At 63.2% G+C, this 19691-nt stretch carries 16 protein-coding genes; 12 read left to right on the top strand and 4 right to left on the bottom strand.

Features of this window, described 5'->3' with window-relative positions; translation table 11 throughout:
* Both lpdA and U0004_RS24365 read left to right on the top strand, forming a co-directional pair.
* Positions 1 to 1785: a dihydrolipoyl dehydrogenase gene (lpdA, locus tag U0004_RS24370; RefSeq protein WP_070281363.1), complete on the top strand. Its 1785-nt coding sequence runs from the start codon at positions 1 to 3 to the stop codon at positions 1783 to 1785.
* A 255-nt stretch (positions 1786 to 2040) separates the two neighbouring features.
* A complete protein-coding gene (locus U0004_RS24365; protein WP_070256703.1) occupies positions 2041 to 3210 on the top strand; it encodes a hypothetical protein in 1170 nt (389 codons plus the stop codon).
* Positions 3211 to 3233: 23 nt separating this feature from the next.
* On the opposite strand, the gene U0004_RS24360 is transcribed toward U0004_RS24365, so the two are convergent.
* Positions 3234 to 3950 (bottom strand): TetR/AcrR family transcriptional regulator, encoded by a 717-nt coding sequence (locus U0004_RS24360; RefSeq protein WP_034786564.1) that lies wholly within the window; start codon positions 3948 to 3950, stop codon positions 3234 to 3236.
* Between the two features lie 144 nt (positions 3951 to 4094).
* Between U0004_RS24360 and U0004_RS24355 the strand changes: the two genes are divergently transcribed.
* Genes U0004_RS24355 through U0004_RS24345 form a run of 3 tightly spaced genes read left to right on the top strand, consistent with a single transcriptional unit; the run spans position 4095 to position 8412 of the window.
* On the top strand, positions 4095 to 5288 hold the full coding sequence (locus U0004_RS24355; protein WP_034786565.1) for an HlyD family secretion protein: 1194 nt from the start codon (positions 4095 to 4097) through the stop codon (positions 5286 to 5288).
* Between the two features lie 6 nt (positions 5289 to 5294).
* Positions 5295 to 6893: a DHA2 family efflux MFS transporter permease subunit gene (locus U0004_RS24350; RefSeq protein ID WP_034786566.1), complete on the top strand. Its 1599-nt coding sequence runs from the start codon at positions 5295 to 5297 to the stop codon at positions 6891 to 6893.
* A gap of 40 nt (positions 6894 to 6933) precedes the next feature.
* Complete coding sequence (locus tag U0004_RS24345; RefSeq protein ID WP_080753676.1) at positions 6934 to 8412, top strand: efflux transporter outer membrane subunit; 1479 nt, start codon at positions 6934 to 6936, stop codon at positions 8410 to 8412.
* Positions 8413 to 8421: 9 nt separating this feature from the next.
* Here U0004_RS24345 and U0004_RS24340 read toward each other — a convergent pair whose 3' ends face one another.
* Positions 8422 to 9339: a LysR family transcriptional regulator gene (locus tag U0004_RS24340; RefSeq protein ID WP_034786568.1), complete on the bottom strand. Its 918-nt coding sequence runs from the start codon at positions 9337 to 9339 to the stop codon at positions 8422 to 8424.
* Positions 9340 to 9450: 111 nt separating this feature from the next.
* Here U0004_RS24340 and U0004_RS24335 point away from each other — a divergent pair, with 111 nt between their 5' ends.
* From U0004_RS24335 to U0004_RS24315, 5 genes are all read left to right on the top strand, one after another.
* Positions 9451 to 10050, top strand: a complete 600-nt coding sequence (locus tag U0004_RS24335) for a short chain dehydrogenase (RefSeq protein ID WP_070256701.1) — start codon at positions 9451 to 9453, stop codon at positions 10048 to 10050.
* 111 nt (positions 10051 to 10161) lie between these two features.
* Positions 10162 to 11895 carry a dipeptidyl-peptidase 3 family protein gene (locus U0004_RS24330; RefSeq protein WP_070256699.1) on the top strand — a complete coding sequence of 578 codons (1734 nt, stop codon included), beginning with the start codon at positions 10162 to 10164 and terminating at the stop codon, positions 11893 to 11895.
* Between the two features lie 150 nt (positions 11896 to 12045).
* Positions 12046 to 12738, top strand: coding sequence for a hypothetical protein (locus U0004_RS24325; protein ID WP_070256696.1), 693 nt, complete (start codon positions 12046 to 12048; stop codon positions 12736 to 12738).
* Positions 12739 to 12842: 104 nt separating this feature from the next.
* Positions 12843 to 13574: a BON domain-containing protein gene (locus tag U0004_RS24320; RefSeq protein WP_070256694.1), complete on the top strand. Its 732-nt coding sequence runs from the start codon at positions 12843 to 12845 to the stop codon at positions 13572 to 13574.
* Between the two features lie 157 nt (positions 13575 to 13731).
* Entirely contained in the window at positions 13732 to 15024 is a 1293-nt protein-coding gene (locus U0004_RS24315; protein WP_070256692.1) for an MFS transporter, read from the top strand.
* 157 nt (positions 15025 to 15181) lie between these two features.
* Here the strand turns inward: U0004_RS24315 and U0004_RS24310 are convergent, their stop codons facing one another.
* A complete protein-coding gene (locus tag U0004_RS24310) occupies positions 15182 to 17338 on the bottom strand; it encodes a S9 family peptidase (protein WP_070256691.1) in 2157 nt (718 codons plus the stop codon).
* A 173-nt stretch (positions 17339 to 17511) separates the two neighbouring features.
* Here U0004_RS24310 and U0004_RS24305 point away from each other — a divergent pair, with 173 nt between their 5' ends.
* On the top strand, positions 17512 to 18558 hold the full coding sequence (locus U0004_RS24305; protein WP_081345638.1) for a lysozyme inhibitor LprI family protein: 1047 nt from the start codon (positions 17512 to 17514) through the stop codon (positions 18556 to 18558).
* Between the two features lie 3 nt (positions 18559 to 18561).
* Complete coding sequence (locus U0004_RS24300; protein ID WP_070256687.1) at positions 18562 to 19065, top strand: hypothetical protein; 504 nt, start codon at positions 18562 to 18564, stop codon at positions 19063 to 19065.
* On the opposite strand, the gene U0004_RS24295 is transcribed toward U0004_RS24300, so the two are convergent.
* A complete protein-coding gene (locus U0004_RS24295; RefSeq protein WP_070256685.1) occupies positions 19066 to 19482 on the bottom strand; it encodes a hypothetical protein in 417 nt (138 codons plus the stop codon).
* Between the last annotated feature and the right edge of the window lie 209 nt (positions 19483 to 19691).

Raw genomic sequence — 19691 nt, 5'->3', positions numbered from 1 at the left:
ATGAGCACAGTAGAGGTAAAAGTACCGAATATCGGCGACTTCAAGGAAGTCGAAGTCATCGAACTGATGGTCAAGGTCGGCGACACCATCAAGGTGGACCAGTCCCTGATCACGGTCGAATCGGACAAGGCCAGCATGGAGATTCCATCGACCCACGCGGGTGTCGTCAAGGAAGTCAAGGTCAAGGTCGGCGACAAGATCGCCGAAGGCAGCGCGCTGCTGGTGGTGGAAGCAGCTGAAGGTGCGGCTGCTGCCGCTCCTGCGGCGGCTCCTGCACCTGCGGCAGCAGCTCCGGCGGCTGCCCCGGCGGCAGCACCGGCAGCCGTTGCCGCCATCCCGGCCGGCAATTACAGCGGCCAGGTCGACATCGATGTCGACATGATGGTATTGGGCGGCGGTCCCGGCGGCTATTCGGCGGCGTTCCGCGCGGCCGACCTGGGCATGAGCACCGTCATCGTCGAGCGCTACGCCACCCTGGGCGGCGTGTGCCTGAACGTGGGCTGCATCCCGTCCAAGGCGCTGCTGCACGTCGCTTCCGTCATCGATGAAACGGCGCACATGTCGAACACGGGCGTGACGTTTGCCAAGCCGACCATCGATATCGACCAGGTCCGCGCTTACAAGGAAGGCGTGATCAAGAACATGACGGGCGGCCTTGCCGGCATGGCCAAGGCGCGCAAGACGCAAGTCGTCACGGGCGTGGGCCAGTTCCTCTCCGCGAACCATATCGAAGTGACGGCAGGCGACGGTTCGAAAAAAGTCGTGCAGTTCAAGCAAGCCATCATCGCGGCCGGTTCGTCCGTGGTGAAGCTGCCATTCGTGCCGGAAGACCCGCGCATCGTCGATTCGACGGGCGCGCTGGAATTGCGCCAGATCCCGAAACGCATGCTGGTCATCGGCGGCGGCATCATCGGCCTGGAAATGGCGACCGTGTATTCCACCTTCGGCGCGCGCATCGACGTGGTTGAAATGATGGATGGCCTGATGCAGGGCGCGGACCGCGACGCCGTCAAGGTGTGGCAGAAGTTCAATGAGAAGCGCTTCGACAACATCATGACCAAGACCAAGACGGTGGCCGTCGAGGCGCTGCCGGAAGGCATCAAGGTCACGTTCGAAGCAGCCGAAGCGGGTGCCACGGCACCGGCGCCGCAAGTCTACGACCTGGTGCTCGTCGCCGTGGGCCGCAGCCCGAACGGCAAGAAGATTGCCGCCGACAAGGCCGGCGTGCAGGTGACGGACCGCGGTTTCATCAACGTCGACAGCCAGATGCGCACCAACGTGCCGAACATCTTCGCCATCGGCGACCTGGTGGGCCAGCCGATGCTGGCGCACAAGGCCGTGCATGAAGGCCACGTGGCAGCGGAAGCCGCTGCCGGCCAGAAGTCGCACTTCGACGTCAAGGTGATCCCGTCGGTCGCCTACACGGATCCGGAAGTGGCATGGGCCGGCATCACGGAAGACGAAGCGAAAGCCAAGGGCATCAAGGTCGAGAAGGGCCACTTCCCTTGGGCCGCTTCCGGCCGCGCCGTGGCCAATGGCCGTGCCGAAGGCTTCACCAAGCTGCTGTTCGACGCGGAAACGCACCGCATCATCGGCGGCACCATCGTCGGCACGCATGCGGGCGACATGATCGGTGAAATCGCGCTGGCCATCGAAATGGGTTGCGACGGCACCGATATCGGCAAGACCATCCACCCGCATCCAACCCTGGGCGAGTCGATCGGGATGGCTGCGGAAGTGTACGAAGGCGTGTGCACGGACTTGCCGCCGCCGCGCAAGCGCTGATAAAGAGTTAACTTTCAGTATGAAAAACCGGGACATGTTCCCGGTTTTTTTATTTCCCTTGACCTGCGGCATAGTAAAACGTGGCGCAGCGGTGTCTTGTGAAAATTGGTGAGTATTGCCGTGTGGAAAAAGTGGCAGAATGGAGGTCTGTAACCATGTTTTGCTTTTGCTTCAACGGAAGCGTGTGATTTTTCCAGGAATGTTGCCAGCGTGGGATACGGTCAAATTCCGCTGTACTGAGAGAGTTTTGCAACGATGAAAAAATTTACCGCCCTTCATATTGCCGATGTCCGTTTGCGCCGGGCCGATGAGCAAGAGCAAGCCGTGATGCTGCATGCCTTGTACCAGGATGTGGCTGCTATCCTGGCGGCAGGCAAGAAGATCGATGCGATTTTCTTCACGGGCCAGCTGGTGGCGCTGGACGCCTGTGCCGATACGACGCCCGTGTATGTCTACGAATACTTCCTGCGCCCCTTGCTGCAGGCGGCCAGCTTGCCCGGCGCGCGTTTCTACCTGGTGCCGGGCAGCCGCGTGCAGGGTGTCGCGGCTGCGGCGCTGGGCAATGCCGGCTTCAGCTTTTTCTCCGCCGACGAGCACGCCAGCGCCGAGCAGCGCGCGTACTACAAGAATATCCACGCCGTGTTCCATGGCCACCAGCATACGGGCGATGCCAGTTCGCTGATGAAGTCGCTGGGCATCCTGTTCAAGAGCAATCCCGGCAGCCTGTACAGTGCGCAGGGCCAGATGGCGGCGTTTGCCGTGCTCGAGTTTGGCACGGGCGCGGCCGATGGCGGCGCGGCTGGCACGCAGTGGACGGTGTCCCTGCGCGAGTTCGATGACGTGAGCAAGAACTTCGCCCTGTCGGTGCTGTACACGCCGAATGGCCAGGAAACGGGGCAGATGGATGCCGAGTATGTGTTTGCCACCTTGCTGCCGCAACTGGCAGGCGAGCGCGCCTATCTCGATGGCTTGCTGGGCAAGGCAGGCGTGCCGCAGCGCGTGGACGCCGGCGTGGCTGCCGATGCGCGCGAATTCCTGATCGAACTGGCGTTCGTGATGTTCGAAGCCAAGACCGTCTTCCTCAGCGAGGCGGAACTGGAGCGTTTTGCCAGCGACTATTGTGGCGTGAAGGGCTGGAGCATGGCGGCCGGGGATTGGCTGGCGCCGCTGTATGCGCATGGCTTGCTGTTGCGGACCGATGGCCAGGTGGCGTTTTCCTTCGATTACTTCCGCACGTATTTCCTGGCGCAGCGCTTTGAAACCTCGTTCGACCTGATGCGCTATGGCCCGGATCGCTACGATGGAAGTGAGTCTTCACTCAGTGTGGATGGCGCGTCGGCGGCCCAGCCTTTCCTGCGGGCGCTGGGCTTGAGCGATGCACGCGCCGAAGCGGCGCTGCCGGAAGATTGCAGCCGCCCTGGCTGAATTCCCCGGCCAGCCATCCCGCATCAGTCCGCCAGCGGCTGGCGCAGGGTGCCACGCAGGAACAGGTCGAGACTGACCGCCACCTTGGCGCGCAATTGCGCCACATCCGGTTGTGCCTGTGGCGGAAACAGCAGGCGCGACATCTGGTCGCCCAGCAGGCAATTGAGCAGGTGCAGCGACAGCATGGCGGCCGTCAGCTCCGCGCGAAACAGGGGCGCGATGTCGGGGCGGCTGAAAAACCTGGTCAGCATCTCGCGCGTCTGTCCCGGCCCCACCTTGTAAAACGTTTCCGCCAGTTCCGGGTGCGTGGCCGCTTCCGCCACCACCATGCGATTGAGGCGGATGGCCGCCGGCATGGTGACGAGTTGCACGAACAGCAGGCCGAACTCGCCCAGGATGGTGGGCAGGGGGCGCATATCCGTTTCCAGCGCCGGCATGGTCGAGAAGTAGGCGGCGCGGCGCAATTCCACCACGGCATTGAACAAGCCGGACTTGCCGCCAAACTTCACATAAATCGTGCGCACGGCCACATGGGCTTCGCGGGCGATCATTTCCAGGCTGACCTTTCCATACCCCTTTTCCAGAAACAGGCAGCCTGCCGTGTGCAGCAGGTTTTCCATGCGCGCTTCCATGTCGGCCGCGCGCGGCCGGCCGGCTGGCTTGCCGCAGCAGGAAAGCTCCTGGGCGTCGTCGGATTCTTTATCGGTAGGCAAGGTATCGCTGAGGCCGGGATCGGACATGGTCTGGGTCTCTTTATAAGGTGGAAGGTAAGTGATGGCTCACACTGTAGTGCAAATTAAAATGAAATGCAATCGTTTCATTTCTTGACTTTGGCTTTTCTTTGCCCAATAATGAACATACATCATTTCATTTCCGGAGCAAGTATGTCCAACCAGCCAGGCCAGGCAGAGCACAAGGTGCTGAGTGCCGTCCCACCCGCGGCCCCTGCCGCACCTTCCGCGCCCGCCGCTTCCGCCAGCTCCGCACCACCTAACAACCGCGTGAAAATCATCGCCGGCCTGATCGTCCTGGTCGCCCTGGGCGCTGGCGCCCGCATGTGGTACCGCAGCCACTATTTCGTGGAAACGGAAAACGCCTACGTAGCCGGCCACGTGCATCCCGTCTCGGCGCGCATTTCCGGCGTCGTCACCAAGGTCTTCATCGACGACAATCAAATGGTGAAAGAGGGCGACGTGATCGCCGAACTCGACCCGTTCGACCAGCGCGTGAAAACCGAGCAGATCGCCGCGCAGATCGCCAGTGCCGAACAGCAAGTGCTGCAGGCCGATGCGCAGATCGCGCAAGTGCAGGCGCAAGCCAGCGGCGCCCAGGCGCAAGTGGCGCAAGCGGATGCACAATTGCTGCGCGCAAAACAGGATGCGGACCGTTATGGCCAGCTGTACACGAGCCAGATGAAAGCCGTATCGAAAGCGGAACTCGACGCGGCCAACGCGGCCCGCTCGAGCGCCGTGGCCGACCTGGCCGCCCGCCGCGACAGCGCTTCGGCCGCCAAGGCGCAGATTGGCGCGGCGCAAGCTGCGCGCGACGTGGCCAAGGCACAAGTGGCCGTGCTGCGCGTGCAATTGAAGGACGCCGAACAACAGCTGCAATACAACCGCATCCTGGCCCCCGTCGCCGGCCGCATCGGCAAGCGCAACGTGGAAACGGGCATGCGCGTGCAGCCGGGCCAGCAACTGACGGCCATCGTGCAGGACAACGTCTGGGTCACCGCCAACTTCAAGGAAACACAGCTGGCTGACCTGCACCGAGGCCAGAGCGTGCACGTGACCATCGACGCCATGCCGGGCAAGAAACTGGTGGGTACCGTGGACAGCTTCGCGCCTGCCTCGGGCGCGCAATTCGCCCTGCTGCCGGCCGATAACGCCACCGGCAACTTCACCAAGATCGTCCAGCGCGTGCCCGTGAAAATCGTCTTCCAGCCGGAAGACATCAAGGCCATGAATGGCCGCCTGGTGCCGGGCATGTCGGTGATCGCCGAAGTGGAAGTGAATCAGCCTGAAACGCAGCCGGCTGCGCGCCACGCCGCCGCTCCCGCTGCCCAGACTGCCACCCGCTAAGCTTCCATGAGCAGCCCCTCCACCACGCTGGCGAAGCCGCCAGCGTTTCCCGTGATCGACGAGAAAGTCTCCGGGCGCACCTGGCTGGCGGTCGCCGCCGGCATGCTGGGCGCCTTCATGGCGGTGCTCGACATCCAGATCACCAACTCCTCGCTCAAGGATATCCTTGGCTCGCTGTCGGCCACCCAGGAAGAGGGCTCGTGGATTTCCACGGCCTACCTGGTGGCGGAAATCATCGTCATTCCCCTCACCGCGCTGCTGGCGCGCGTGTTCGGACTGCGTACCTACATGATCGGCACCACCGCTTTCTTCCTGCTGTTCTCCACCCTGTGCGGGGCGGCCTGGAACCTGGAAAGCATGATCGTCTTCCGCATGCTGCAGGGGTTCACCGGCGGCGCCCTGATTCCGATGGCGTTTACCCTGGTGATGCTCAAGCTGCCGCCATCGAAGCGCGCCGTCGGCATGGCCATCTTTGGCTTGACGGCGACCCTGGCGCCGGCCATGGGACCGACCCTGGGCGGATACCTCTCCGAGCTGTATGGCTGGCCATCGATCTTCTACATCAACTGGGTGCCCGGCGTGCTGCTGATCGTCGGCATGATCTATGGCCTGGACAAGGAGCCGCTGCAACTGAAGCTGTTCTGGAAGGCCGACTGGCTGGGCATCTTCTTCATGGCCCTGGGCCTCGGTTGCCTGACCATCTTCCTGGAAGAGGGCAATTCGAAGGACTGGTTCGACTCGGGTTTCATCATCGCCTTTGCCGCGCTGGCCCTGACGGGCATCCTGGGCTGGGTCGTCACCAGCGCCACGCGCGCCGAACCGTTCGTCAACCTGGCGCTGTACGGCCAGCGCAATTTCCTGGTCGCCACCGTGCTGTCGGCCGTGACGGGCATGGGCCTGTATGGCTCGGCCTTTTTGCTGCCGCTGTTCCTGGGCCAGATCGCCGGCTACTCGCCGATGCAGATCGGTGAAGTCATCATGTGGGTGGGCTTGCCGCAGCTGTTCATCATGCCCTTCGTCGCCAAGCTGTCGTCGACGGTGGATAACCGCATCCTGTGTTCGATCGGCCTGCTGCTGTTTGGCGGCTCGTGCATGATGAATGCCTACATGGACGCTTCCACCGGCTACGACCAGCTGCTGTGGTCGCAGGTGGTGCGCGCGCTGGGCCAGCCCTTCGTCATGCTGACCCTGTCGAACTTCGCCATGAAGGGCATCGCACCGAAGGACATGGCATCCGCTTCGAGCCTGTTCAACATGACGCGCAACCTCGGCGGCTCGATCGGCATCGCCTTGCTGGCCACGGCCCTGAGCACCCGCGAGCACTTCCATTCGCAGCGCCTGGGTGAAGCGATCAATGCCTATTCCAGCGCCACGCAGCTGCGCATCGACCAGCTGACGTCCTCGTTCATGGCCAAGGGCTATGACGCCGTCACGGCCGGCAACCAGGCCTTGCAGGCGATCGATGGCATCGTGCGCCGCGAAGCGTATGTGATGGCCTATAACGACGGCTTCTTCCTGATCGGCGCCATCCTGCTGGCCTGCATCGTGCCCCTGTGGCTGGCCGACAAACTCAAAGCCCCCGGTGGCGGTGGCGGCGGTCATTGACCGCGTACGCAAACACCTCAAGAACAAGAAGGTACACATCATGAACACAGTTATGACCAAAATCGCCGCAGCCGCCTCGCTGGCCGTGCTGCTTGCCGCCTGCGGCACCGTGGGCCAGGATTTCAAGGCGCCCGCCAATCTGGCCGGCATCGACACGGCCACGTTCCGCCATGGCGCGGGTAGCGCGGACGCCGCGCAATTGCCGGCCGAATGGTGGAACGTGTTCGGCGACGATACCCTGAACCGGCTGGAACAAGCCGCGCTGCGCGACAACCCGAGCGTGAAAGCGGCCGGCGAGCGATTGCTGCAGGCGCTGGCGCAAAGCGGCACGGCGCGTGCGAACCAGGGGCCGAGCGTGAACGTCAGCACGGGCATCTCGAACTCGCGCACCTCGGCCAACACCTCGCAGGGCCTGGCCCTGGGCAACCGCTCCATCAGCGGCAACAATTTTTCAGTGGGTGGCACGCTGTCGTACGAAGTCGACTTGCTGGGGCGTGTCAAGCGCATGGTCGAAGCGGCCGATTCGCAGGCGCTGGCGGCGCAGGCGGACCGCGACGGCGTGCTGCTGATGCTGTCGGCGCAAGTGGCCAGCAACTACTGGCAGCTGCGCGGCCTCGATGCGGAAATGGCGATACTGAATGGTGCGCTCGATACGCGCCGCGAATCGGCGCAGCTGGTCGAGGCGCGCTTCAACGCGGGCCTGACGAATGAGCTGGACCTGGCGCGCGCGAAAGTCGAACTGTCGAACGCGCAGGCCGACCTGCATGAAGTCAAGCGCCAGCGCAACCAGCTGGAAAACAGCCTGGCCACCCTGACGGGCAAGCCGCCGTCGGCGCTGCAATTGCCGGTCGCCGCCGATCCGTCGATCTTGCCGCTGCCGCCAGGTATCCCTGTCGGCCTGCCAGCCAGCCTGCTGGCGCACCGCCCGGACCTTGTTTCCAGCGTGGCGGGCCTGCGCGCGGCGAATGCGCAAGTAGGCGTGGCCGAAGGCGCGTTTTATCCGACGCTGCAATTGACGGGCAATTTCGGCTATGCCTCCGAAAAGCTGCGCGACCTGGCGCAGGGCGGTTCGCGCCAGTTCAGCTTTGGTCCGCTGGCCCTGTCCCTGCCGATCTTCGACGGTGGCCGCAACCAGGCCAACCTGGAGTTGAGCAAGGCGCGCTATGCGGAAGCCGTGGCGAACCATGAAACCAAGCTGTTGACGGCCTTGCGCGAAGTGGAAGATGCGCTGTCCGACGTGGAGCAGCGCCAGTTGCAGGGCGACGCCCAGGCCCTGTCGCAGGCAGCGGCGGCGCGCGCCTACCTGGTGGCGCGCACGCGCTACGAGCGTGGCATCTCGACCTACCTGGACGTGACGGACGCGCAGCGCAGTTCGCTGGCAGCGGACCGCGCCGCCGCGCAGATCAAGACCCAGCGCCTGCTGGCGACCGTCGCCGTGGCGAGGTCTTTAGGTGCCGGCTGGCAGCCGGACGGCGAACTGGCCAAGCTGGCGTCGGCGCCCGCCGCAAAGGTGAACTAAGCTTCCCGGTTACGTGAGCGTGGCCGGCGGCGGTGTCGCCGCCGGCCCGTAGCGTTCCAGCAGAAAATCAATGAAGGTCGTCAGTTTCGGCGTGGGCTGGCGGTCGCGCGCATACACGAGGTGCATGGGGCGCGGCGCCGGCACGTAGTCGGCCAGCAGCGGCACCAGCCTGCCGGCGGCGATATCGCCGGCCATCAGGATTTCCGCCTGCATGACGATGCCGAAGCCGTGCAGGGCCGCTACGCGCAGCGCCTGCCCATTGTTCGAGCGGAAGCGGCTCTCGCGCACGGGGCTGCCATCGTCGTCGCCGCTCCTGGCCAGGCGCCAGCGTACATGGCGCGTCCATTGCATGAAGTCCAGGCATTCGTGGCGCGCCAGGTCGGCCGGCGTGCGCGGCGTGCCGTGTCTGGCCAGGTAGGCGGGCGCGGCGCAGATCACCATGGCATACGGCCGCAGCGCGCGCGCCACCATGGCGGAATCTTCCAGCTTGCCGATGCGGATGGCCGCATCGAATCCTTCCTCCACCAGATCCACCGTCCTGTCGTTCAGGTTCAATTCCAGGCTCACTTCCGGATAGGCATCGAGGTAGTCGGCCAGCAGCGGCGCGATGCACTCGCTGCCGAACGACACGGGCGCCGTGATCTTCAGCTTGCCGCGCGGCGCCGTGCGCATGGCTTCCGCGCCACGTTCGGCCGCATGGATGCTGGCCAAAATCTGGCGGCACTGCTCCACATACTGCTGGCCGATTTCCGTCAGGCTTTGCCGCCGCGTGGTGCGCGCCAGCAGCCGCGTGCCCAGCCGCTCTTCCAGATATTTGATGTGCTTGCCCACCATCACGGGCGAGATCCGGAACGCCTCGGCGGCGGCCGTGAAACTGCCCGCATCGACGACGGCGACAAAAATTTCCATGCTGCGCAATTTATCCATGGCGCCTTGATTGCAAACTGTAGGTTAGTAATCTTGTAAATTCTAGCGCATTTATTCCTTTTTGTAAGCGGCGCATACTGGCTCCATCGTTCAACCAGACTAGGAAGCATCATGAAAATCGTTATCATCGGCGCCAGCGGCACCATCGGCACAGCCGTCGCCGCCCAACTGGCGCAACGCCATGAAATCATCGAAGTGGGCAGCCGCAGCGGCACGCACCAGGCCGACATGGGCGACATCGCACAGGTACGCGCCCTGTTCAAGCGCATCGGCAAGGTCGATGCCGTCGTCGTCACGGCCGGCAAGCTGCATTTCGGCCCGCTGGCCGAATTCACGCCCGAGCAATTCCGGCTGGGCCTGGACAGCAAGCTGATGGGCCAGGTCAACGTGGCGCTGGTGGCGCAGGAATACCTGAACGACGGCGGCTCGATCACCCTCACGAGTGGCATCGTGGCCGAGCAGCCGATCCGCTTCGGCACGGCCGCCACCATGACCAACGCGGCCGTGGAAGGTTTCGTGCGGGGCGCCGCCATCGAGTTGCCGCGCGGCGTGCGCATCAATGTCGTCAGCCCCACGGTGCTGGCCGAATCGCTGGAAGCGTATGGCCCCTTCTTCTACGGCTTCGAACCGGTCGCCGCCAGCCGCGTGGCGCTCGCTTACAGCCGCAGCGTGGAAGGGGCGCAGACGGGGCAGGTGTACAAGGTCTGGTAAGCCGCTTGCCATGCCATGGGGCAGGTGGGACAATCGCAGGCTGAACAAGGAAGCGGCCGCGCCGTGATGGTGCGGGGCGCTTGCTTGCTGTGAACCACACACCGAGGCCCCATGAAAAACATCCTGATTCCCCTGCTGATGGCCGCCGCCGTCGGCAGCGCCTGCGCCGCAACGCAAGCGGCCGCACCCGCAACCCCGGCCACCGCCGCGCAACTGACGGCCATGAGCGCGCGTTATGCGCCCGTCGCGCTGACGGCCGATGTTGCGCACCTGTCCGCAGGCGACCGCGAGGCCATCGCCAAGCTGGTTGAAGCGGCCAAGCTGGTTGACGTGCTGCAGCTGCGCCAGCGCTGGTCCGGCAATGAAGCGCTGTGGGCAGCCCTGAAGAAAGACAAGTCGGCCCTGGGCCAGGCCCGTTTGAACTATTTCTGGATCAACAAGGGCCCATGGTCGGTGCTCGATGCCCATGCCTCCTTCATGCCTGCCAGCTATGCTGGCATCGCCATTCCCGCGCACAAGCCGGAAGCGGGCAATTTCTATCCGCAGGGCGCCACCAAGGCCAGCCTGGAAACGTGGATGAACGGCTTGACGGCGGACGACAAGCAGCAGGCGCAATGGTTCTTCACGACGATTCGCGCGGGCAAGGACGGCAAATACCACACAGTAAAATATTCGGATGAATACAAGGTGGAACTGAAGCAGTTGGCCAAGCTGCTCGACGAAGCGGCCGCCGCCACGGACAACGCATCCCTGAAGAAATTCCTCACCCTGCGCGCCAAGGCTTTCCTCGACAACGACTATCTGCCGTCCGACTTCGCCTGGATGGACCTCGATTCACCCGTCGACATCACCATCGGCCCGTACGAGACGTATAACGACGAATTGTTCGGCTACAAAGCCGCGTTCGAAGCCTACGTGAACATCCGCGACCAGGCGGAAACGCAAAAGCTGAACTTCTTCGCCAGGCACATGCAGGAACTGGAAGACAACCTGCCGCTCGACGCCCGGTACCGCAATCCGAAAGTGGGCGCGCTGGCGCCGATGGTGGTGGTCAACCAGGTGTACGGCGCCGGCGACGGCAACATGGCCGTGCAGACGGCCGCCTACAACTTGCCGAACGACGAGCGCATCATCAGCGCGCGCGGCTCCAAGCGCGTGATGTTGAAGAATGTGCAGGAAGCCAAGTTCAAGGCCACCCTGACGCCGATCTCGAAACTGGTGCTCACGCCCGAGGCGCAGCAGGACGTGGACTTCAATTCCTTCTTCACGCACATCCTCGCGCATGAAATCATGCACGGCCTGGGCCCGCATGCGACCACGGTGGACGGCAAGCCATCGACGCCGCGCCAGGACTTGAAGGAAGCCTATTCCACCATCGAGGAAGCCAAGGCGGACATTACCGGCCTGTTCGCGCTGCGCTACATGATGGACAAGGGGCAACTGAACGACACCCTGGGCCAGGGCGAGGCGGCCGAGCGCAAGCTGTACAACACTTTCCTTGCCTCCGGTTTCCGCACCCTGCATTTCGGCTTGACGGATTCGCATGCGCGCGGCATGGCCATCCAGATGAATTACATCCTCGACAAGGGCGGCTTTGTATCGCTGGGCGACGGCAAGTTCGGCGTCGATTTTGGCAAGATCAAACAGGCCGTGATCGACCTGGACCGTGAATTCTTGACCATCGAGGCGACGGGCGACTATGCGCGCGCGAAAGACCTGATGACCAAGTACGTGGTGATCCGCCCCGAAGTGCAGGTGGCGCTCGACAAGATGAAGGCCGTGCCCAACGATATCCGCCCGGAATTCGTCACGGCCCGCGCGCTGGACAAGGCGGCGAAGAAATAAGCTGACCTTGATTATTATCAGTGTGAAAAGCCGGTGCCTCTGCGCCGGTTTTTTTTCGTCTTTATTTATGAAAAGTTGCCAGTTTTTCCTTGTGGAAATATTTTCACCGCTTACTCTGCAGCGGTATATCCTCTTTTCCCCGCCGACCCCATGCCAAATCCGCTCTTGCTGATGAGCTTGCTCACCGTTTTGTCTCCTGTGTCCGCCGTGGCTGCCGCCAAGCTCACCGATCTGGAAACCCGCTGGCTGCAGGCGGGCCAAGCCGTCATCGCGTTTGCGCGTGCGCAAGGCTTGCCCATCGATATCATCGTGCAGCCGCAGGATGCCCCCGGCGCCGTGCCGCTGGCGCTGGGCTACGCAGCAGGGCGCTGCAAGCTGGTGCTCTCCTTGCGCGGCAATGCGCAGGCGGACAGTGTCCTGCAAGGCGTGCTACCCATGCGCCACGGCCTGATGATGGAAGCGATGACGGCGCATGAGATCGGCCACTGCCAGCGCTATGCGCAGGGCGACTGGCATGCCTTGCCACGCGGCTTTGTCGAGCCGCGCAGCATGCAGCGGAGCAAGTTGACACCGCTGGCGCAGGAGCTGCGCGAGACGCGCCGCGAAGAGGGCTATGCGGATCTGGTAGCCCTGGCGTGGATGCATGGACGCCACCCCGGGCAGTATCAGGATGTGCTGGCCTGGATGCGCGGCGTGCGCGCGGCTGGCGATGGCGCAGGCGGTTCGCACGCCACGCAAGCCTGGCTGGCGCTGGCCGCTGGCGCGGGTGTATTTGATGAGTCCGTTTCACCATTTGAACAGGCGCAAGTATTGTGGCGGAAGGGCTTGAGCGGCGACAAATAAGCGATGATTTTTATGCGAATGGACTGTCAGCGTGTGCTGTCGCACGGAGCTTTGCGCGCGGCAGGGGTCTAATCTGGGCATCAACTAACCAGAGAGGAACCATCATGAACAAAATGATCGCACTCATGCTGGCCGCCAGTGCCAGCGCCCTGCTTGCCGCCACGCCCGCGTATGCGCAGGATGCCTCGTACAAGAGTTTGACGGACAAGGCATCGGCCGACTACAAGCAGGCCAAGGCCGCCTGCGACGCCCACAGCGGCAACGCGAAAAAAGTCTGCGTGGAGGAAGCCAAGGTGGCGCGCGCCAAGGCCGATTCGGACGCCGTGGCGCAATACCGCAACACGCCGCGCGAACTGGGCAAGGCCCGCAAGGATGTCGCCAATGCCGAGTATGACCTGGCCAAGGCCAAGTGCGGCGACCGCACGGGGGCCGATAAAACCACGTGCATGACCGATGCCAAGGCGGCGAAAACGGCCGCGCTGGCCGATGCCAACACGGGCGCCAGGGCCGGCACCAACGTGGCGCAAAATCCGCCTGCCACGATGAAGGAAAACTGCGACGCCATGGATGCGACGGCCAAGGCCGCTTGCGTGACGCGCAATGCGGCCGGCAGCACCAAGACGGCCGTGGCCGACTCTGTCATCACGACGAAAATCAAGGCTGACCTCGTCAAGGACAACGACTTGAAAGCACTCGATGTACACGTGGAAACGGTCAACGGTGTCGTCATGCTCAGCGGCTTCGTGCCTTCGCAGGCGCAAGTGAAAAAAGCCGCCGACCTGGCCCGTGGCGTGGAAGGCGTGACGGATGTGAAGAATGGCTTGAAGGTGAAGTAAGCCGCATTCTGTCGATGCGTTAAAGCCGGGACTGGAGCCGCACGCAGCAGTGTGGCTCCAGTTTTTTTTGATTGTATAAATTACGATCATAATATAACATGAGAAAAATCCAGTCGGCTGATGCTGACCGGCATTCACTTTTTCTCATGAGGACGGCATGCTTTCCCTATCTTTTTCGCAATGGCTGGAGCGGCGCGGCGTGCACTTTGCCTGGGTCATCGTCGCCATTACTTTCCTCACCGCCTTGACGTCGTCGGCCGCGCTGGGTTTGCCGGGCGCGCTGATGCAGCCCTTGAGCCGCGAGTTCGGCTGGGATGCCGAGCAGATTTCCTCGGCCCTGGCCGTGCGCTTCGTGCTGTTCGGCCTGATGGGGCCGTTTGCCGCCATCCTGATGGAGCGTTTCGGCTTGCGCAATGTCATCTGCGTGGCTCTGGGCCTGATCGCAGCGGGCATGCTGCTGGCCACGCGCATGACGCAGTTCTGGCACCTGGTCGCCCTGTGGGGCATCCTGCTGGGTCTCGGTTCGGGCATGACGGCGCTGGTCTTGAGCGCCGTGGTGGCGAACCGCTGGTTCGAGACGCACCGTGGCCTGGTGGTGGGCGTGCTGACGGCCAGTTCGGCCACGGGCCAGCTGCTGTTCCTGCCCGTGGGCGCCTGGCTGATAGAACACTACGGCTGGCGCACGGCCGTCATGCCCGTGTTTGCCGCCTGCGCCACCGTCGCCGTGCTGGCCTTCCTGTGCATGCGCAACCGCCCGCAGGACGTGGCCTTGCGTCCCTACGGCGCCGACCCGGCCACGCCCCTGGTGGCGGCGCCGGCGGCGACAATGACGTTTGCCACGCCGTTCATGATCCTGCGCAGCGTGGCGGCGAACCGCACCTTCTGGATATTGTTCGGCACGTTTTTCATCTGCGGCCTCAGCACGAATGGCTTGATCCAGACGCATTTCATTTCCCTGTGCGGCGACTCGGGCCTGTCAGCCGTGCCGGCCGCGTCCGTGCTGGCCATGATGGGCGCGTTCGACCTGTTTGGCACCATCTTGTCCGGCTGGCTGTCGGACCGCTATGACAACCGCAAGCTGCTGTTCTGGTATTACGGCTTGCGTGGCTTGTCGCTGTTCTGGCTGCCGTATTCGGAATTCACCTTGTACGGCCTGTCCCTGTTCGCCATGTTCTACGGCCTGGACTGGATCGCCACCGTGCCGCCGACGGTGAAACTGGTGGGGGCCACGTTTGGCCGGGAGCGGGCGGGCATGGTCTTCGGCTGGATCTTCGCCGGCCACCAGCTGGGCGCCGCCGTGGCCGCCTACGGCGCGGGCCGCATCCGCACCCTGATGCTGACCTACAATCCTGCCCTGTTCGCGGCCGGCGCCGCCTGCCTCGTCGCCGCGCTGCTGGTGCTGGCGATCCAGCGGCAGAAGGCGGCCGTGGCCTCCGCCCAGCCCGCATGAAAAAAGCCAGGCCCGCATGAGCGGAGCCTGGCTTTTTCATTTTTTCAAGATTTCAAGAACGCCTCAGAACACGTTCAGGGCAAGGCGCATTGCCGAAGGCAGTACGAATAGTACGACTAGGCAATGCAACGCCGCCATGGACTGTTCTGTGGTGTTCTTATTTTAAGTATTTGGCCAGCCAGCCCTCGACTTCGCTATAGAAGAAGCGGCTGTTCTCGCCCTTCAAAATCCAGTGGTTTTCGTCCGGGAAGACCAGCAGTTTCGCCGGCACGTTCAGGCGCTGTTGCACGGCAAAGTTCATCAATGCATTGTTGGCCGGCACGCGGTAATCGAGCTCGCCCACGGTGATCAGGATGGGGGTCGTGAAACCCGTGCCTTTTTCGTGGTTGCCCGCTTGCATGACGGGGCTTTGCTCGCGCCACACGGGCAGGTTCGACCACACGGGGCCGCCTGCATTGGTTTCACGGCCGAAGCCGCCATCGCTGGTACCCCATTGCATGATCAGGTCCATTTCGCCCGCATGCGAGACAATGGCCTTGTAGCGCGTGGTGGTCGCTTGCAGCCAGTTGGCCAGGTGGCCGCCATAGCTGGCGCCGCCGGCAGCCAGTTTCGTGCTGTCGATAAATGGATATTTCTTGATGGCTTCATCGACGCCCTGGTTGACTTCATCGCCAGGGCCCTTCAGCGGATCGAACTGGATAGCCCGCGAGAATTCCTCGCCATAGCCGGTGGAACCCTTGTAGTCCGTCAGCAGCACGACATAGCCGGGCTTGGCCAGCAAATGATAGTTCCAGCGCAGCACGAACTGGTCGCGCCACATGCTGGCCGCGCCGCCGTGGATGACGGTAAACAGCGGGTATTTCTTGTTCGGGTCAAAGTTGGCCGGCTTGACGAGCATATTGTGGATCTGGCGGCCGTCGGCCGTGGTGAACCAGAAGTGCTCGGGCGCCTGCCAGTCGATTTTACTTGCCTTGTCCGTGTTGAAGGTCGTCAGGCGCTTCGGCTGCTTGCCGTTGAAGGCGTAGATTTCCGGTGGATTGATGGCGGATTCCCACACGCCCACCAGGGCCTTGCCGCCGCTGCTCAGCGAGTTGATGGTACCCGTCGGCAAGGATGGTTCCTCGCGCACGTCGCCACCCCTGGCGTCGATCGAGTACAGCTTTTCCAGGCCAGCATGTTCATAGCTGAAGATGACGCGCTTGCCGCCTTCGGGCAGCACAAAGCGCGAAATCGAGCGGTCCAGCTTGGCCGTCAGGATGGTCGGCGCAGGATTGCTCATCGGCCAGGCGAAGCTGGCCAGGCGTTTCACGTCATACACTTTGCCCGGCGTTTGCGCGTCGCTGAGCGCGAACAGCGTCTTGCCGTCGGCCGCGAATTTCAGGGAGCCATAGCTGTGCTTGTCCTGCGTCAAACGCTGCGCTTCACCGCCCGCCACGGGCAGCAAGTACAGTTGCGAGACGACGGCTTCGCGCTGGGCCGCATCGCGGTTGGTGGCCGCATTGAAGACGACGGCCTTGCCGTCCGGCGTCCAGACGGCATCCAGCGATTGCCCCTCGTCGCCCTGGCCGCCGCCAAAGCCCGGCAGGGTGACCAGTTGTGTGCCCGACAGGATGTCGCGCGGGGTTGCTGCGGCGTCGGCGTCGACGATGAACAGCCGCACCTGCTTGTCGGTCAACCATTTGTCGAAATAGCGGGGCGCCGTCGTTTCATACGAACGGGCGCTGTATTTGCGCTCCTTGCGCTCTTTCGCGCTTTGCTTGACGTCGGCTTCCGTCTTGTTGCCTGGATAGATATCGCTGATGAACAGCAATTGCTTGCCATCCGGGCTCCATTTCGGCATGCGCGCGCCCAGGGTGAGCGAGGTCAGGCGCTGCGCTTCGCCGCCAGCAGCCACGTCGAGGCGGTAAATCTGTCCCGCGTCATCGCCGTCGCGCTTGGCAACGAAGACCAGCTGGCGGCTGTCCGGCGACCAGGCCACGGCGCTTTCGCCGCCCTTGGACGAGGTCAGGCGGCGCGCAGGGCTGTCGTCAAGCAGCGACTTGATCCACAGGTCCGACGATTGGTCTTGGCTAGAGTAGGCGCTGTCGACCACGGAAAACACGGCCCACTTGCCGTCCGGGCTGGCGACGGGCGCGCCCACCCGTTTCATCAGCCACACGTCTTCATGCGTGATGGCGTGCCTGGCATCGGTTTGCGTGGCGGCAACTGGGGTGGTGGCCTTGGTATCGGCGGCGTGGACGGTCGTTGCCAGCGAGGCGCAGGCCGCTGCGATCAGCAGGGAGCCGAGGGAACGGCGAAGACGGGGTGAGGTCATGGGCGTGGTCCGGTAATGAAAAAAGTACAGCGGGCAACATTATTGCCCATCGTTTCCTGCACTGCCAAGGTTGTGTACCGTTACTTACCACGTGGGACGGCCGCGTATCGGGCGGGCGCGCCATGGCTGATCAGTTAAACTTGTTCTTTTACTGATGCTACCTGTGGCCGGCCATGAAAATTAGTCTACCCTTATTGAAAACGATATTGCTGGGCGCGAGCTGCCTGCTGGCTGCCCCGGTTTTTGCCGCGGCGCCCGCACCGTACCCGAATACCAGCGCCATGGGCGTGGGTCACGCGGAAAGCACGGCCTGGTATGCGGGTTGCCTGAAGGTCAAGGATGCGGCGCCGCCGCCTGCCGACTTGCCGGCGCCGTCCGCCGTGGCATCCCTGCAGCAGTGCCAGGCAACAGACCTGTATTACGATACCAAGAGTATGTCCTCACCCAAGCCGGCGGACTGGCGTCCTGCGCGCCATTGCGCCATGGCCACGCAGAACAGCGCTGTCCTGATGATGCTGTACCAGAATGGGCAGGGCGTGCAGAAAGACCCGTTGCTGGCGCTGAAGTACGCGTGCAGCATCGATGCGGCGCCAGCCGAGATGCAAGGGCGCATCGAACACTTGCAGAAGATCAATGCCAGCGGACGCGGCATGATCGATTTGTGCGACGACATCACCAGCGGCTACATGATGGGCGTGTGCAGCGCCATCGATGCGCGCCAGAAACAACGCGTGCGCACGCAGGCGACAGGTAAAGTCAGCGCAAGCATGCCTGCCGCGGCGCAAGCGTCGCTGCAAAAACTGCAGGCGGCGGCAAGCAAGTTTGCCGATGCGCGCGCGGACTATGAAACGGATTTGAGCGGCACGGCCCGCGCCGCCCTGAGCATCGCCGCCCGCACGGCCGAGCTTGATCTGCTGGCGCACGATTTGCGCGAGTACGAAGCGGGCAAGCTGCCAACCAGCATGTCCAGGGAACAGGCGGCGGCGCTCGACAAGGAACTCAACGCCATCTACGGCAAGCTCATGAAGAAGCCGGCGCAAACCCATGCGGGCGCCGTGGGCAAGGATGGCATCCGCGCCACCCAGCGCCTGTGGCTGGCATACCGCGATGCGTGGATGAACTTTGGCGCCGTGCGTTATCCATTCGTGACGAGCGACAGTTGGGCCGGCCTGCTGACGTCGCGGCGCAATGTGCAACTGCACGACTTGCTGGAGAATTGAAGCATGCGTGAAGCCTATTATCACGAAGATGATTTTTGCATGATCGAACTGCTGCCGCTGGATAATTTGCAGCACTGTCTGACGCAGATGGGCGAGCAGCAGGCATTTGCCGACGCGCACCGCAGCGGCGCCGGCTGGACGCAGATGTACGTGCCCGAGGCGCCGCCATCGCCGCTGCGCGCGCTGGGCCTCACGGCGGACCAGTTGCGCCTGGCGCTGGCCGATGCCTTGCCGCCGTACGACGCCGTGTATACGGGCTACAGCAGCTACCGGGTGGAATGCAAGAATGTGCTGGCCTTTGGCGGCGAGACGACGGAGACCCTGTTTGCTGGCCTGGACGGCGACGGCATCGTGTGCGACCTGTGGTGCAGCGACGCCATGCCTGAACTCATGCTGCTGCCCTTGAAAGAGCAGCTCCTACTGGCCGACTGGGGCGCAGGGTTGGCGTGTCCGCTGTCCGATGGGGAATTGTTTGCCCGGTATCTGCAGGAATACGAACTGGGCTGATTACTCGCAGGCGATGGCGTTCGGCTGCGCCACCTTCACCACCGACGCCAGGCGCGCCATGTCGTTGCCATCGCCTTGCTCCACATACGGTTGATAGGTGTCGATGACGATGCGCGCACGCGCTTGCCAGCCGCAATTGTCGGCCTGGCGCGCGGGCACGCGCAGCAGCCGGCGCGCCTCGCCATCGTTGGAAAAACAGAACCACGCATCGTGCGTGGCGGCAGGGCGGGGCAGGCGGCCCCACTGCGCCTTGTCGGGCGCGAAGCAGACGCGGTTGCCGATGATCTGCAGGCTCATCTCGTCCGTGCGCGCGCTGTACTGGCCGTCGAGCACGATGGGCGTTTGCGCCTGCGCCTGGGCAAGCAGGGGCAGTGCGCACAGCAGGAGATGGGGGGACAGCAGGGCGGCAAGTTTCACGGTGTATCTTTCCGGATCGGCATGGGATGCACCAGTATAGCTGCCATGCGCTGTTACGCTTCAGCAAAAAAGCATGGCCTGACAAAGCAAGCACAAGTGCAATAAACTGTGTATTTTCAAATAATAAATATCTGTATATTGAAGTGCATCAATGGCGCGCTGCGCGCCATCCCGCATAGTTTTGCCTGCAAGTGGCGTGTCGCCATGTT

This window comes from Janthinobacterium lividum (assembly GCF_034424625.1).
Lineage (GTDB): Bacteria > Pseudomonadota > Gammaproteobacteria > Burkholderiales > Burkholderiaceae_D > Janthinobacterium > Janthinobacterium lividum.
This window is presented reverse-complemented; position numbering and strand designations above follow the sequence as displayed.